This is a genomic window from Acetobacter suratthaniensis, assembly GCF_017377745.1.
Taxonomy (GTDB): Bacteria; Pseudomonadota; Alphaproteobacteria; order Acetobacterales; family Acetobacteraceae; genus Acetobacter; species Acetobacter suratthaniensis.
Genome location: NZ_JAFVMG010000010.1, coordinates 79996 through 95952, shown reverse-complemented (window position 1 = coordinate 95952; position 15957 = coordinate 79996). Strand labels below are relative to the sequence as shown.

Sequence of the window (15957 nt, the reverse complement as noted above, 5' to 3'; positions counted from 1 at the left end):
TGCTGTGGATCGCTATGTCAGTCTCGTCTTCAATGTCGGCTGGCGCCTCCATGGCGTCTCAGCCATCCGGGAACAGAACGGCTTCGGTAATAAGGGTGGGTTCGGTACACTCTCACTTACCGTCGGGTATTGAAAAACACCTGAAAACCGCCAGATCGGGCATGCCTAAAACATGCCCGCCATGTGCTTTTCACGATCGCTTTCCCCAGATGCGATCGCGTTGACACATTATTAAATCAATGTAATGTTTAGGGAAATCTTAACATCATTCCATAAAGATGCGTCTTCTGAATGATACTGAATTTGGGGATTCATACCACAATGAACTCTGCACCTTCCATTCCAGAAGAAATCATAAAATTATTTGATAAATCAAGTATTGCCCTATCATTAGCTTCCGCCGGAAGTGATAAACCTCTGATCGCAGCGAATAAAAAATTCTGCGAACTGACCGGCTACGATATTGAAGAAATAGTCGGAAAAAACTGCCGATTTCTGCAAGGAAATTATGATAATACCGATGCAAAGAAAAATATTCATCAATTTTTAAATGGCAATGCTGGTCTGAGCATCAGGCAGCCATTAATTAATGTCAAAGCCGACGGCACACCATTTATCAATCTTCTTTATATGTCACGTTTATGCGATGGCATAGGCAATACCCAGTTCATTCTGGCTTCCCAGTTTGACATCAGCAATACCCATACAGAAAATCTAAATCATTATGGTGTAGTGCTGGGGAACACCCTAAAAAAAATTACGCCCTTAGCCCATCAGGCCGGTATTATTCTTGAAGGCTCAATAACAGCTCTTGCCAACTCAACGGCCATGATTGCACAGGCAAAATTAACTTTGGCAGAATTACAATCTGCCAACCATATTTTTTAATGCCAACACCCACCAGCAAATCTCTGCCACCTATGGCCCCAGAAGACAGGCCACAAACTATCGTGGCTGTTGGCGCTTCAGCCGGTGGGCTCGAAGCCCTAAGGGATATGCTGGCGGTTGCAAAACCCCCTACTCATCTTGCTTTCGTGGTGGTGCAGCATTTAGACCCCACGCATGAGAGCATGCTGGCACAATTGCTTAACCGCACCACGGTTCTTGATGTACTGCAATGCGAAGGGGGAGAGGATATTCATGCCGACCGCGTGTATATCATCCCTCCCGGCCGAGGGTTGGCCATTCATAATGGCCGGTTGCAACTGACCGACTTTACACAACCACGTGGATTACGCCGCCCGATTGATGATTTTTTCGCCTCTCTGGCACGCGACCGAAAAGCCAATGCTGCCTGCGTCATTCTCTCGGGAACCGGAGCCGATGGCTCGATGGGGCTGCGTGTTATCAAGGAAAATGGGGGGATCTGCATTGCGCAGGAACCGTCAACTGCCCGATATGATGGTATGCCATCCGCCGCGATTGGCAGCGGCCTTGTCGATTTTATCAAACCACCGGGCGAAATTATTGACTGCCTGAAATCTTTTTTCGAACGTCAGAATCTGGATTCACCTGCACGCACTATTTCTCTGACCTCTGATTATATTGATAATATCTGCACAATTCTAAAAAAGACGGTCGGACACGATTTTTCACAATATAAACGATCAACCTTTATCCGCCGTGTTGAACGCAGGATGCACGTGCTGGGGCTGGATACAGTCGCCGTATATCTGGATCAGATTAGAAATGACCAGAATGAATGTCAGGCTTTATTTCGCGATCTTCTGATTAACGTTACACGGTTTTTTAGAAACTCAGATATGTTCGATCTACTTAGGGAAAAAGTGATTGAACCCCTTTTAAAAGAAAAACCGACTGACAGCGAAATTCGTGTATGGGTTGCAGGCTGCTCCAGCGGGGAAGAAGCCTATACTCTTGCGATGATTTTCGCCAGTTCAGCTAAAAAACTGGGCATAGATAATAATATCCAGATTTTTGCGACCGATATAGATGAACAGATGCTGCAAATAGCACGCGAGGGCCTGTACCCCGCCTCGGCTCTGATAGATATCCCAGAAGAAATGGTCGAAAGCTGGGTTGTCCGTCACGGGCAGTATTTTAGCATATCCAATACCATACGTGACACAATACGGTTTTCAAACCACAGTATAATAAGAGACCCACCCTTCTCGCGCATTGATCTGGTGTCCTGCAGAAACCTTCTTATTTATTTTGATGATTCCTTGCAGCAGCAGGTTATGCCGCTCATACATTATGCCCTATCACCGGGGGGGTATCTTTTTCTTGGTCCATCGGAAACAATTGGGCGTTTTGAAAATCTTTTTTCATCCATAGATCATCATGCACGCATATTCCAACATAGCGGCCTCACCACACGCTATCCACTCAACCTTCCATCTACCCCGCAAAGTTTCCAGCGCACCATAATGGATGAAAGAAAAGACAGTGCCAGAAATCATATTCACAAAGATGATGCTGCCATACAGAAACTTGCGGAACGATATGCCCCACCCTCCATGGTCGTCGGGGATGATGGAACGGTTATTGCCGCCTATGGGAAACTCAGTCGTTATTTTGATTTTCCGGTAACCAGACAAGGGGGAACCAGTGCATTTACACTGGCACGCCCCGGTCTGCGCGAAATTATTGGCCCACTGCTACGGCAAGCCAGACATAAAAGACGGATTGTTATCGCACGTCAGATTCATATCGAAGGTGACTACGGTGTGCAGCCTGTGGATGTAACCTGCGATCCCTTATCAGGAAATTCCTTTTTATTCGTTTTTAAAGATGCTGGCCCCTTTGAAATACTGGCTGATTTGGATTCCGATGACTTTGAGCCAGTTACAGATCATGTAGATATTCTTGAAGAAGAACTGCGTGTAACACGCCATAAATTACGCGCAACCATTGAAGAGCTTGAAACAGCTAATGAGGAGCTAAAAAGTTCAAACGAAGAAATGATGTCAATGAATGAAGAACTTCAATCCACCAATGAAGAACTTTCGACAGTTAATGATGAACTGAAACATAAAGTCGATCAGCTAACCGTAGCCAATACCGATGTCAGAAACTTTTTTGATTCAACCGAGCTAGCTGTCATGGTTGTTGACAGCGACTTACGCATTAGAAGTTTTACAGACGCTACAAAGTCTATTTTTCCATTACAAAACAGCGACCGTGGTCGCCTTTTATCCGATGTTGCCTGCAAACTGGATGATCTGCAGTATTTAGATGATTCCTTAACGGTCTCAAAAACCGGGCAAACATTACAGCGCAGGGTGCACACCAAAGATGGAAAAAAAACTTTTTCCATGCGGGTTCTCCCCTACAAAACCAGCAGTGGCGACATCAGTGGCGCCACAATCGTTATGACCGATATTACTGATGCCCTCACGTTGGAACGCGCTCTTATTGTAGAGCAGGAGCGTTTGCGGGTGGCTGTTAACGCCGGTCATATCGGAATATGGGAATATTGCCCGAGAACATGCAGCTTTCGTTTTGATAAAACCCATCAGGAAATGCTGGGTTTAAGCAATATCAGCCAGATTAATTTTGAAGTCTGGAGGAATATCATTGATGCGGACGATCGTGATATTTTTTCAAACGCAATCAATGACGCACTGGCAGGAAAAGGAAAGCTGGAGGTTGGCTATAAAGTTCTCCTCTCCAATGGAGATATAAAGAAACTCAAAAGCTACGCCCATATGTCCATCCGTGAGGATGAGCGTTTACTGGTTGGTGCGACCATTGATATTACGCCTGAGCATACTCTGGCGGAAACCCGCTCCATTCTGCTCCAGGAGATGAATCATCGGGTAAAGAATTTGTTCGCCATTATAGCCAGTATGGTCACATTATCTGCCCGTTCACATACCGATATTAATATATATGCTCAGGATTTTAGAGATCGTATTATCGCTCTCGGTCGAGCTCATTCCCTGAGTGTACCTTCCGGCGACAAGGATGTTATTTCCTTGGAGAAAATAGTCAAAACAATGACCATTTCGCATGAAGGTACAAAAAACAAAATAACCATTCAGGGGCCAGAAGTTTTTTTACCGTCTAACGCACTTTCGCCGTTAGCCATGATACTGCACGAATTTACAACCAACGCATCAAAATACGGCGTTTTAGGCCCAAAAGGTGGAGAGCTTGAAATCTCGTGGGATCTGGGTCCAGAAAATCTCTCACTTGTGTGGCATGAAAAAAATCATACGCCGGTGGAGGAAACCAATGATGTTGGTTTTGGGACAACATTAATCAGGTCATCAGCCAAACAACTAGGCGCTGATTTATTTAAAGAAATTGATGATAAGAACTTCACTATCTTCATAGAAATTCCCCTTCATAAAATTGAAGAGAAACTCAAATGATCATGATTGTTGAAGATGAATTTCTGGTCGCTCTCGATCTTGAAGGAATAGTCCTGAATTGCGGGATGAACCTTTACGGTTCCTACGACACGGTTAAAGATGCAATTGAAGCCGCTACATCCAGACTACCTTCCTGCGCCATTTTGGATGTCCGCTTGGCTGATGGGGACGTTTTTCCCCTTGCTGACCATCTGAAAATCAAAAAAATACCTATTATTTTTCATTCAGCCCATGCCAACACAGCCGAACTTTTACGCCTCTACCCTGATGCAAAAATATGCCAGAAACCCACATCGCATACTGAACTCAGTTCAGCCTTACTAGAGGCAACGCAGCCAAGCACCTGTTAAGCCAAAACGCCACTCCATAATACGGGTTAAGGGGATTAATAAACCCGGATGCCACGCAATTCTAAGCGCCACCATACAGGCTGTGCCTGATGCAAGCGTAATCCAGAGCAACGCACCAAAACCACTACCGTCATGCATTATGGCCAAAAATAAGGCCAATACCAAAAGAAGAGTTGCAACACTTCTTATATAAACGACTCGCCGGGATAGTAATGTCCTGCCTCCGGTTGCACGACGATGCTGAAACTGTGTCAGCGCCAGAAGGGCGAAAGCTCCATACAGCACTCCGACAAGCCCTGTATAAAACAATACAGCCAGAATCATAGCGATTGCTCTACTGAACTGCCCACAATACGCTCCCCCGCCCCTACAGATAAGCGTAAAGACATCCAGAGAGCCACCGTGCCAGACGCCAGTAAGACCATATCCATCGCTGCCACAGGCCAAAGCCAACGGTGCATAAGGCTATACAGAAGGTGATCCCCGGTTGTAACCCAGTTCAGCAGCACAGCAGTAAAGGCGCCCACTGCTATTATAATCATCTGACAGGCCCAGCCCCTTTGCGGGCAGAACCAGCCATGCAGGCTGGCCACAAACCAGACAAGATAAAACGCCCAGACTTCCAACGCCGCACGCGGTTGACCAAAGCATATTATTCCTGCGGGGAGCAAACGATTGGCAATAAAAAATGCCAGTGTAGCAAGGATAATGCCGCTCACACACCCTATGGTCAGGCCTTCCACTATACGAAAGCCGAAAGTGCCCCCTTGCGTCTTGCGGCGCGCCGCAAGCCAGAACAGAAAACCGGACACAATCATAAGGCAACTACTCAAACCAAGTAGGAAATATAACCAGCGCAAACCCCAATGATGAAAGCGGATAAGGTGCAAACCGCTCAAGAAACGCTGTACATGCATGACCGGCTTCAGTTCGAGTGGTTGCCCGATCAACACGCCCGTCACACCATCAAATGTCAGAGTATTATTAGAGCCACTAACACTGTGACTTTCACTGCCAATAAACCTTACACGAGCAACATCACTCCCTGGATTAAAAACAACAACAATACCCAGAGGCTCTCCAAGAATAGCCCGCGCCTGTATAGCCATTATTTCCAGCAGTACAGCCGGTACGTCATACTTTTTTGGTTTTAAAAAAAAGGAAGATCCAGACATATCATCAAAATAAGCCTGCAAAGTAGGATAAACGGATTTTGCACCGCTCGGAAAATAGACACTCCCGAAAATAACCAGACCCGTAAATGCAAAAATAATATGAAATGGCAACCCCAGAACACCGGAAAGATTGTGCAGGTCAAGCAACAGCCTGCGTGCATTTTTACCGGGCCGAAACGTAAAGAAGTCAGAAAAAATTTTACGATGAATGACAACACCCGAAACACAAAGCACCAGCATAGACATGGCCGCCAGCCCAACGCACCATATGCCGATATTCATGAACCTGATGTGCAAAGAGTAATGGAATGGATAAAGAAAGCCACTGGCTCCCAACGTCTCTGGTTCAGGCAGACGCTGGCCTGTTTTTAGATTAACAAGGCGGTTTATAAAAACGTCACCCTCACGATAACTTAACCTTGCAAGGGGCTGACGATCACTCGGCAGGCTGAGCCTCCAAACTGGCGAGTGTATTCGCCCAGCCTCGTTAAGACTTTTCTGAAAAATTGAAAATGATACGGGAGAAGATATAACCGGAACACGTGTGGAAGGCTTCATCCACAAGTCAATCTCCTGATCGAAAACGGATAATGTTCCTGTCCAGAAAACAGCGAATAGAATACCCCCCAGAACAACACCTGCCCAACTATGCAACCACCCCATGGAGCGACGAAAACTTCGCTCCATACTCTACACTTTCCCTAAAAGAATTGTTGCACCATGGCTTATGATCACAAACATTATCAATAACGCACACACTGGTAAGATTTTTGGTGCGGAGAAAGCCCATAGTATTAAGAGCAGATAGACAATAAAAACCATCATCTCACCAAGCAGAACAGTTTCGCTCCTGTTCATGCCTGATACCACCAAAAAACGACAAAACAGCGCCAAAATAGCTGAGGCCGCAAAATAGCCGCCACATAATGCTAAAATAACACGGGAAAATACATGAAAATAACGAATCATTTCAGAAGTCAGCTGCAACAGAAAAACGAAACGTCCGAGGAGAGCCAAGCGTCAAAAAATATGCTGCATATGGCCCCATGCTATTCCAGTAGCGCGTGTCAGCAACGTTATCGACATTGAGATAAAACGACAGCTTCCCTCCTGTGTCAGAAACCGGGTTTTTCATCGTATAGCGCGTACCGAGATCAAGCCTGACCCAACCGGGGAAACTCCTGCGCGGTGTTACTGTATCCAGATATTGTGAGCTGGTATAAATGACATCGCTTGTAAAAGAGAGCCCCTTAACCCAAGGCAAATCATAATTAAGCCCGATATTGAAATTAACTGTAGAAACTCCGGGAGCTTTCCAGCCATCGGTCTTGCCACCCTGCGTTTTTGTCAGACGGGGGTCAATGAGCATCAATCCGCCCGTCGCATGCAAACCTTTGATTAGCTGACCAGCAATATTTATCTCCAGACCACGATTACGCTGCTCGCCATTCAGAGACAATATATTTGAACTGGTGTCATAAATCGTACTGGGCTGCGAAATCTGAAACACATCGAGTGTAGCAACAAATCGTCCCAGATCGCCTTTAATGCCAATTTCATATTGTGTTGATTGATAAGGAGAAAAAATTTCTCCTGCATTCGCGTAGGTAGACCCTACGATTGTACCCTGCTGAAGCCCCTGTATCCAGTTTCCATAGACAGTCATTTTTTTCAATGGTTTGAAAACCGCCATAACAGCCGGGCTCAAGGCCGTTTTGTCGTAACTGCTTGTTCTGACCCCGGTAGAGGCATTGAAATTGGCGGACTGGACACGCTGTACACGCAAACCAGCGGTTATCTGAATACGCTTATCCAATGCAGAGATTGTATCGGCAAAGGCGATACTGGATAGTGTGGATGATGCTGTATGCGGCACACGACCCGGAGCAACAATACTAGGAAAACTGAAAGAGGGCGTACCATCAATCTGCACACTCCCCCGGTTCATTGTTTCATATTGATTGACGCTGCCAGAATCAGACTGGTATCTGTTGGCCGAAAACGCCATTTCCTGCAGAAAATATCGTGTTTTTACTTTTGCTCTTACGCCCAGACTAGCCGTAACACTCATGCTTTCATTACCTGTGGCATTGACGCTACCATTACCGAACCCGTTACTATCGACATTACTGATGGACTTCACTTCCAGACCACGCGACTGATCCGAGCTTACCCCCACACTGCCGTAAGCGGTGACATCGCGATACAAATCCACTTCACTTCTAAAAACACCAAAGAAATCCTGATTCCAGTAATTGCTCCAGGGCGCCCCAAGATTTCTGCTGACTTTATCAGCCTGAGGCACTGGCGTGCTGTCCTGCAAAGAGAAATACGGCACAGCCCCGTTTACTTCTCGATACTGATAGCCAAAATCCATGGAAAATCTTGCATGCTTGAAAATAGCATCCGCCCCTAAAGATGTGAGGGCGGTTTTCATACTATTACGCTCTATGGCAGTATCCCCAGAACGGATCATGCCGTTGGCTCTCAGGCCGAAATGCTTACCCTTGCCAAAACGACGCCCAAGATCCAGATGGCCGCCGAACTGGCTATCAGAAGTGTAATCCGTTTCAACTTCGGTCAGAGGCGTGTCATGCGCACGTTTGGGCACGATATTGATAACACCTCCGATCGAACCACCCGGAGCCATACCATTTAACAAGGCGGCTGGCCCTTTCAGAACCTCCACACGCTCTGCTATTTCCGCCACTGTTCCCGGAGACGGCACTATGCCGTAGAGACCGCCAAAGGACATATCGCTACTAAGCATATTAAAACCACGGACACTCATCGCCTCATATCCGGGGCTTCCGGTTGTAAAGGTGCTTCTTACTGATGGATCATCTTTCAAGACGTCTCGAATATTCCGTATTTGCCGATTTTTTATGAAATCATCGGTGTAACTTGTCTGGTTAAATGGGGTATCCATAATATCCCGGTTACCCATCATACCAAGCTGCCCACCCCGCGCGACCTCTCCGCCTGGCAGAACCGGCGGAAGATTGCCAATCATGGCCGTTGAAGGAACACGATCCTGCAAAACCCCTGCCACCCGTACCGGGCCAAGCATGATACTGGCGGTTTTGGATGGCGCAATAATCTGCAACGCGCCGTTTCCTGCTGGTACATAGGACAGGCCACTCCCCTGCAAAAGCTGCTGAAGCGCTTCTGTAGCCGTAAACTGCCCGGACAACCCCTGTGTTATGCGCCCATTTAATGAGACCGCCGTGGAGGTAATAAGCACATGTGATTGCGTGCTGAATGATACCAGCGCATCAGATAAAGAACCTGCCTTAATATGAAAGGATATTTTCTGTTGTGTCTGAACGGACTGGGCAATGGCCGACCTGCATGTAAATGATGTCAGTGCTGTGGTGGTCACAAACAATAAAGACGCGATCATGCGCCCTGATACAGAACGAGTGTAAATCATTGCCGAATGCGCTCTCTCACCCAATACAACGAATGCAAGGCATTCGCATTTAATCCTGTTAATGAGAGAAACGAGGGGCGTTTTTTTTCAAAAATTTAAGAAGAAAATTACGTGCAGCAGTCGGATTTTTAAATTAATTCATTGATATATAACAATTTTATTTTTTACCGCGCTATCACCAAATGCACCCATGGGCTAACGGCCACAACCTTGCCCCCAAGAGGACGCATAATCAGCCTTAGCGCCTCATCTGGCTGGTGCAGATCATAAACACCTGTCACCCGTTCTTTCAGAAGAGCGTGGTGTAAAAGCACGGTTTGGCCACGCATCCACGGAGCAAGAGTTTTGATAAGATCAGCCACACTCTCATCGCGGGCAATCAGCAAGCCATCTTTCCACGCCCCTATGGTTTCAGGCGGCAAAAAACCTGCCTGAATATCCCCATCCACTATGCTCGACCACTCGCCTGCATGCAGGTCACGGTCGAATACCGGGTGTGCGGATGATGCAAGATGTACAGCCCCTTCACGCACCCGAACGGTTATCTGGTGTTCAGCTTTCTGCACATCAAAGGCAGTGCCAATATCTTTTACACTAACGGCCCCGATCTGCACGGTAAACAGCCTTGCTGCGTCATGATGAACGGTAAAAAAGGCCTCTCCTTGCACAAGCTCAACATGCCGTTCCGCATCTGTCATATGGATTGCTATTGCAGAGCGCGGAGCCAGAACAACTTCACTGCCATCAGCGAGCTGTACTATGCGTGTCTCCCCCAACGGTGCGTATTGATCCGCCTGAAAACGCACTTTTAAATCAGGCACAGCAAGCAACAGCGCAAGACAGCATGCGAGCGCAGCCCCCCCCAAGCCGGATGCTAAACGCCATGCCCGGGGTACAGATCGCCAGCCCTGCACAAGCTGCCACCCCATAATACTTTGCTTACGGACACTGCGTCTTTCTATTGGAGCTGATTGGATGATATCCGAAACCGCCGTAACCTGCCGCCAAGCTTGAGCATTCAGTGGGTTTTCGTGCAGCCAGTGCTCAAATTCCGCGCGCAGTTCCTTATTGTCCGGCTCTTCATTCAAAAACAGAGCCCAGCCAATGGCGGCATCTTCAGCATCATCCATGCTGCTTGCCCCTTTACGCCCCATCATGAAAAACATCGCGTTTTTCCTGTGCCTAACAGCAGGAAAAACAACCTTACGGCTCTTCTTTGTGTATCCGAATACATATTTTCATACCGTCTGAAATCAGCTTATGAACAAGGCCGATTGAAATATCGAGTTTCTGCGCTATTTCCCGCAGCTTCATCCCCTCAAAATGATACATCCTCATGGCCGCATTCTGGCGCTCCGGCATGGCATCAATCGCATCCATAACCTTACCCATGATCTGACGGGCCGCTATATCCTGCTCGGGTGAGGCTGCTACAGTCTCAACATGCTCGAGAGTGTCTTCAAACGGCGTCTCAGTCGTGCTTTCAAACGTGCTGCGCCTACGCCGATCAAAAGACAGATTGCGAATGATCGTTTTAAGGTAACTGAGCGGCGAGGTAATTTCAGCCGCATTCTGGCGATGAAACAGCAGCCACGCATCATGCACCAGATCTTCAGCCAGACCCTTATCGCCGCACACCCGCCCCGCATAGGATATAAGGGTCTTTCTATGCGTCTTATAAAGACGGTGCGACAGGGGATCGGTGGGCAACGTGTTTTCCTTCGAACGGCCTTGGCTCATACGGTCGCCCGGGATAAATTGAGAATCTATCGCAATTGTAAACGGAGATACCTCCCAGAGCAATATCCTTCACAACACGGAGTGCCGATGCCCCTCCCCTTGCCAGAGGCAATCACGCAAAACCCCCCTTTTATTTTTTTGGGGGGGCACCATCACTGAGCCGAGGGTTCGAAGGTTTTAGAAAACCGTGTTGACGGCAAACTGCGGCGCAATACGCACCCCGGTATTATGCCCGGCATAATAAACGGAGGCCCCGGCGATCATCCCGATACGGGACGTAAAGTTATATTCCACAGCAGGATCCACCTGCCAGTCACCCGATGCGGCGCTGATACGATTGACACGTTGACCATTACCATTAACGCCCCAGACCTTGGCGCCATTGGCCCAGTCGCGTGCGACATCCACCGCCAGAACCCAGCGCTGCGTCACCCCATATTCAAGCGAAAACCCCGCCTGACCGCTCATGCCCGGTCGTGCACGCCCGTGGAATCCAGCCTGTGTAGAATAGGATGAAATACCTGAGATATCGACGCTATTAAGCGAACGCCGCCACCAACCCCATGTCCGCAGCCGCAGGGGATGGTGGCCGGGAAGCCAGTAGCTGGACTGACTAAGCAAGGCAGTACGGAATACATAGGTACCATTGCCCACACCGTCCTGTGCATTGGACAGGTTGGAATAATCGCCAGTTGGAAACACTACCCCCGCAAACAGGTTGAAGGTGGGGATATAACGTTTGGGATTACCATTCACAAAACGCCAGATCAGGTCTATCGGCAAATCACCAAATTTAGGCCCGCCAGTATGACCGGCCCCTTTTTTCCAACCGTAAGACACCACGGTATGCGCCTGTATGCTGAGCGTGTCTGTCAGCCCGTATTTCCACAAGGTAGAATTGCTGAACTGCTGCTGCCGTGGGTGCTGGGGGTGGCTGGTGCCTGTGGCGTCAAAATACCCGACGGGCAAGGAATACGTAAAATACGGCTCTATGGTACCCTGCCCCGCCCGGTCTTTGGCAGGAGCAGGAGAAAGCAAAGACCCTGTATACCACTGCTGAGCCTGAGCAGAGCAGGAAAACATCGCACAGAAAAGCAGCGCAGCACTACAACACAGCGTATGTTTTGTTTTTTGAACAGAAAGAGAAAAGAAAAGCATTTTTGTTTTGGTTTCCGAACAAAGTATAGTGGGCGCCCGTTAGGTGCTTTCTACAGAACATACGCCCTTAAATATTAAAAATTATAAAAGCAATTCCGATTTTACACAAACCGCTCAAGCATGGCGCAGCGGCGGCAATAAAAAGCATTTTTGACCCGATGGGTATTTCTGTCTATATATTCGGTCTTTACTCGGAACATTCCGTATCGAACAACAAGAGGGACCACGTATGGGCGCTTCTGTACACCCGGGCAATACACGCAAACGAACCTTGGCTATTCTTGCTGGACTTGTTCTGGGTATTATAGTCGGCCTTACCGTGCATTCCTTCTTTCCTGCCTATATTGGCGCGGCCGAGCAGCTTTCCTCGCTCCTGACAGGTCTTTTCCTGCGGCTTATCCGCATGGTTATCGCCCCACTGGTGTTTGCCACTCTGGTGTGTGGCATCGGCAAAATGGGCGATCAAAGCCTTGTCATGCGGGTGGGTGGCAAAGTCATGCTCTGGTTTATCGGCATGTCTTTTCTGTCGCTGTGTATCGGACTACTGGGCGCTAACCTGCTCCAACCGGGTGTCGGTTTCACACCACCGCAGGCCGCCGATGTCTCAGCGCTCAAGCATCCCTTCCAGCCTGTCGAGTTCATTCTGCACATAGTGCCCACAAGCGTCATGGACGCCATGGCGCGCAATGACATTCTACAGATTGTTGTTTTTTCGGTTCTGTTTGGCCTCGCCCTGCCAGCCGTGGGCAAAACCGGTAAAACCATGCTGACATGGTCAGAAGAACTGGCCAAAATCATGCTGCGCATGACCGATATGGTCATGATAACTGCACCTCTGGCTGTTTTTGGCTCAATTATGGGCAGTCTGGCCCATAGCGGTCTAGGCATGCTGCTGCAGTATGGCCGTTTTCTCGCGGAGTTTTATGGCACAATCCTGTTCCAGTGGGGCATGCTAACCGCAGCCACCCTCCTGTTCCTTGGCCCCAAGCGGATCCGAAAACTGATTCAGGCATTGGTTCAGCCTGTTCTGCTGGGTTTTTCCACAGCTAGCAGCGAGGCTGCCTACCCGCTTCTTCTGGAGAAACTCGAAGATTTTGGTGTGCCTGCGCGTATTGGCGGTTTTGTGCTGCCACTTGGCTATAGCTTTAACCTTGATGGCTCCATTCTGTTCCAGTCTTTTGGAGCCATGTTCATCGCTCAGGCCTATGGCATCCATCTGGCCTGGAGCCAGCAGATGTTAATGGTGCTGGTGATGATGTTAAGCAGCAAGGGCATTGCAGGTGTCCCGCGCGCCTCACTGGTAACGCTGGTTGCCGTTTTACCCCAGTTTGGCCTGCCTGAAGCCGGGATGGCGCTTATTCTTGGCATCGACCATTTTCTTGATATGGCCCGCACGGCCACCAATGTGCTGGGCAATGGCTATGCCGCAGCGATTTCCGCCAAATGGGAAGGCGCACTGGAAGACGGCCCAACTGAAGACGCTCTTTAAGTGACTCCCCCTGCCGTTGCCTGAGACGGCGGCAGGGTTTTTTCTTTCCACACATTCGACACGCGCGACAAAGCCGCCGCAACACATGACTGTATTACACTGCCTATCGTCACAAGATTTTAGTATGGAATTGACCATTCAGGTCTATGGCGGAGAGGCAGGGATTCGAACCCTGGGTACTATTGCTAGCACAACGGTTTTCGAGACCGCCCCGTTCGACCGCTCCGGCACCTCTCCGTAGGTCGGGCTTATACGCATGCTTTGACCGAGCATGCAAGAGCCTGTCTGCATTTTCAGTTTCTGGCTTGACGCTGGAGAGAGATTCCCCTTAAAAGCCCACCTTGATCCACAAAGATGGAACCATGCCGCGCCAAGCCGGACGGCCAAAGACGAAAAAGCGAGAAGATTCTGCGCCTGTGTGATCCACCGCGCGAATCAGAGATCGGAAAGAGAGTAGAGTTTATGTTCGCAGTCATCCGCACCGGCGGCAAGCAGTACCGGGTTGAACCCAACATGGTACTGAAAGTTGAAAAGCTGGAAGTCGAAGCTGGCGCCACCATCACCTTTGAAGACGTTCTGGCCGTTGGCGGCGAGAACGGCACGCAGATCGGCGCACCCACCGTCGCTGGCGCAAAGGTTACGGCCACCGTCATCGCTCAGGACCGCCTCAAGAAGGTCATTATCTTCAAGAAGCGCCGTCGGCAGAACAGCCGTCGTAAAAACGGTCACCGTCAGCCGGTAACTGTTCTGCGCATTCAGGAAATCAACGCCGCCTGATCCCGATAGGGACAGGCTGGTTACGACCCACGGAGGAGTTTAGGTCATGGCACAAAAGAAAGCCGGCGGTTCATCCCGCAACGGGCGCGATAGCGCCGGGCGCCGCCTTGGCGTCAAGAAATTCGGTGGCGAGCAGGTTATCGCTGGCAACATCATTATCCGCCAGCGCGGCACCAAGATGAAGGCTGGCAGCAATGTCGGCGTTGGCCGCGACCACACCCTGTTTGCTCTGGTTGACGGCAACGTGCGCTTTGAGCGCCGTGCAGAAGGCCGGGTGCATGTCTCTGTTGACGCGCTGCCGCTGGCCGCTGAATAAACAGGGCACTTTTCTGGTCTGGCCTTTACCCGGTCAGACTGAAAACAGGAACAGGGCCGAACCGGAAGGGTCGGCCCTTTTTCGTGTCCGGGCTGGAGATTAGGCATGAAATTCCTTGATCAGGCAAAAATCTATATCCGCTCGGGCGACGGCGGGGATGGCGTAACGGCTTTCCGTCGTGAAAAATATATTGAATTCGGCGGCCCCGATGGCGGTAACGGCGGTCGCGGTGGCGATATTATTTTTGAGGCGGTGCCAAACCTCAATACACTCATCGACTTCCGTTACACCCAGCACTTTCGTGCCCGTAAGGGTGGCAATGGCGCGGGTTCGGATCGCACGGGCGCTGCCGCCAGTGCCGTTGTCATCAAAGTGCCGATTGGCACCCAGATCATGGATGATGACCGCGTAACCCTGCTGGCGGATCTGGACAAGCCGGGCATGCGGATAACGCTGTGTCGCGGTGGCGATGGCGGCTACGGTAACGCCAATTACAAAACCAGCACCAACCGCGCCCCGCGCCGCTCTGACAAGGGCTGGCCCGGTGAGGAACGCTGGGTATGGCTACGCCTGAAGCTGATTGCCGATGCCGGGCTGGTGGGCCTGCCCAATGCTGGCAAGTCCACGTTCCTGTCTGTTGTTTCCGCCGCGCGGCCAAAAATCGCCGATTATCCCTTTACCACACTGCACCCTCAACTCGGGGTTGTGCGCCTGTCCATGACGGAAGAATTCGTTCTGGCCGACATTCCGGGCCTGATCGAAGGCGCTCATGAGGGCACAGGGCTGGGAGATCGCTTTCTGGGCCATGTGGAACGCTGCGCGGTTCTGCTGCACCTGATTGACGGTGCTGCGGGCGATGTGGTGGCGGCATGGCGCACGATCCGGCACGAACTCGCAGCATATGGCGGCGGGCTGGATGAAAAACCCGAAATCATCGCCCTGAACAAAAATGATGCGATGACCCCGCGCGAAGCATCAGCACGCCGGGCAGCACTACAAAAGGCCAGTGGCGCGCCTGTGGTGCTGATTTCCGCCGCGACCCATCAAGGCGTGCCCGAACTGCTGCGCATGATGCTCGACGCGGTGACACATGCGCGCGAGGAAGCCCGGCACGCCGAAGACTAAGCCCAACCTTACCCATGTCCCCTGTATGGTGGGCATGGGCGGCCCGATACCACA

At 49.9% G+C, this 15957-nt stretch carries 14 protein-coding genes and 1 tRNA gene; 7 read left to right on the top strand and 8 right to left on the bottom strand.

The annotated features are described in order from the left end of the window. Window positions 1–321 precede the first annotated feature (321 nt). From J2D75_RS10205 to J2D75_RS10195, 3 genes are all read left to right on the top strand, one after another. Window positions 322–888, top strand: coding sequence for a PAS domain-containing protein (locus tag J2D75_RS10205; RefSeq protein ID WP_207854713.1), 567 nt, complete (start codon window positions 322–324; stop codon window positions 886–888). A 62-nt stretch (window positions 889–950) separates the two neighbouring features. Beyond that, window positions 951–4340 (top strand): CheR family methyltransferase, encoded by a 3390-nt coding sequence (locus tag J2D75_RS10200; RefSeq protein WP_207854712.1) that lies wholly within the window; start codon window positions 951–953, stop codon window positions 4338–4340. Next, window positions 4337–4690: a response regulator gene (locus J2D75_RS10195; RefSeq protein WP_207854711.1), complete on the top strand. Its 354-nt coding sequence runs from the start codon at window positions 4337–4339 to the stop codon at window positions 4688–4690. Before J2D75_RS10200 ends, J2D75_RS10195 begins: the two co-directional genes overlap by 4 nt. Here J2D75_RS10195 and J2D75_RS14695 read toward each other — a convergent pair. The 7 genes from J2D75_RS14695 to J2D75_RS10160 form a co-directional block, all read right to left on the bottom strand. Beyond that, window positions 4661–5014 carry a DUF3325 family protein gene (locus tag J2D75_RS14695; protein WP_207854710.1) on the bottom strand — a complete coding sequence of 118 codons (354 nt, stop codon included), beginning with the start codon at window positions 5012–5014 and terminating at the stop codon, window positions 4661–4663. The genes J2D75_RS10195 and J2D75_RS14695 overlap by 30 nt on opposite strands. Next, the gene (locus J2D75_RS10185; RefSeq protein WP_243428675.1) at window positions 5011–6552 is read right to left on the bottom strand and encodes a PepSY-associated TM helix domain-containing protein; all 1542 of its coding nucleotides are present in this window, start codon (window positions 6550–6552) and stop codon (window positions 5011–5013) included. Before J2D75_RS10185 ends, J2D75_RS14695 begins: the two co-directional genes overlap by 4 nt. Window positions 6553–6555: 3 nt before the next feature. Then, entirely contained in the window at window positions 6556–6834 is a 279-nt protein-coding gene (locus J2D75_RS10180; protein WP_207854709.1) for a hypothetical protein, read from the bottom strand. Between the two features lies 1 nt (window position 6835). Further along, entirely contained in the window at window positions 6836–9298 is a 2463-nt protein-coding gene (locus tag J2D75_RS10175; protein ID WP_207854708.1) for a TonB-dependent receptor, read from the bottom strand. A 164-nt stretch (window positions 9299–9462) separates the two neighbouring features. After that, complete coding sequence (locus tag J2D75_RS10170) at window positions 9463–10464, bottom strand: FecR family protein (RefSeq protein WP_243428674.1); 1002 nt, start codon at window positions 10462–10464, stop codon at window positions 9463–9465. A gap of 37 nt (window positions 10465–10501) precedes the next feature. Continuing rightward, window positions 10502–11008, bottom strand: a complete 507-nt coding sequence (locus J2D75_RS10165; RefSeq protein WP_243428673.1) for an RNA polymerase sigma factor — start codon at window positions 11006–11008, stop codon at window positions 10502–10504. Window positions 11009–11215: 207 nt separating this feature from the next. Beyond that, window positions 11216–12076 (bottom strand): hypothetical protein, encoded by an 861-nt coding sequence (locus J2D75_RS10160; protein WP_243428672.1) that lies wholly within the window; start codon window positions 12074–12076, stop codon window positions 11216–11218. A 349-nt stretch (window positions 12077–12425) separates the two neighbouring features. Between J2D75_RS10160 and J2D75_RS10155 the strand changes: the two genes are divergently transcribed. Beyond that, window positions 12426–13685 (top strand): dicarboxylate/amino acid:cation symporter, encoded by a 1260-nt coding sequence (locus tag J2D75_RS10155; RefSeq protein WP_207854705.1) that lies wholly within the window; start codon window positions 12426–12428, stop codon window positions 13683–13685. Window positions 13686–13832: 147 nt separating this feature from the next. On the opposite strand, the gene J2D75_RS10150 is transcribed toward J2D75_RS10155, so the two are convergent. Next, a tRNA-Ser gene (locus tag J2D75_RS10150) sits at window positions 13833–13922 on the bottom strand. A 225-nt stretch (window positions 13923–14147) separates the two neighbouring features. Here J2D75_RS10150 and rplU point away from each other — a divergent pair. From rplU to obgE, 3 genes are all read left to right on the top strand, one after another. After that, window positions 14148–14462: a 50S ribosomal protein L21 gene (gene rplU / locus J2D75_RS10145; RefSeq protein WP_025859892.1), complete on the top strand. Its 315-nt coding sequence runs from the start codon at window positions 14148–14150 to the stop codon at window positions 14460–14462. Window positions 14463–14508: 46 nt separating this feature from the next. Then, on the top strand, window positions 14509–14778 hold the full coding sequence (gene rpmA, locus J2D75_RS10140) for a 50S ribosomal protein L27 (RefSeq protein WP_207854704.1): 270 nt from the start codon (window positions 14509–14511) through the stop codon (window positions 14776–14778). Between the two features lie 105 nt (window positions 14779–14883). Beyond that, window positions 14884–15903 carry a GTPase ObgE gene (obgE, locus tag J2D75_RS10135; RefSeq protein ID WP_207854703.1) on the top strand — a complete coding sequence of 340 codons (1020 nt, stop codon included), beginning with the start codon at window positions 14884–14886 and terminating at the stop codon, window positions 15901–15903. Window positions 15904–15957 lie beyond the last annotated feature (54 nt).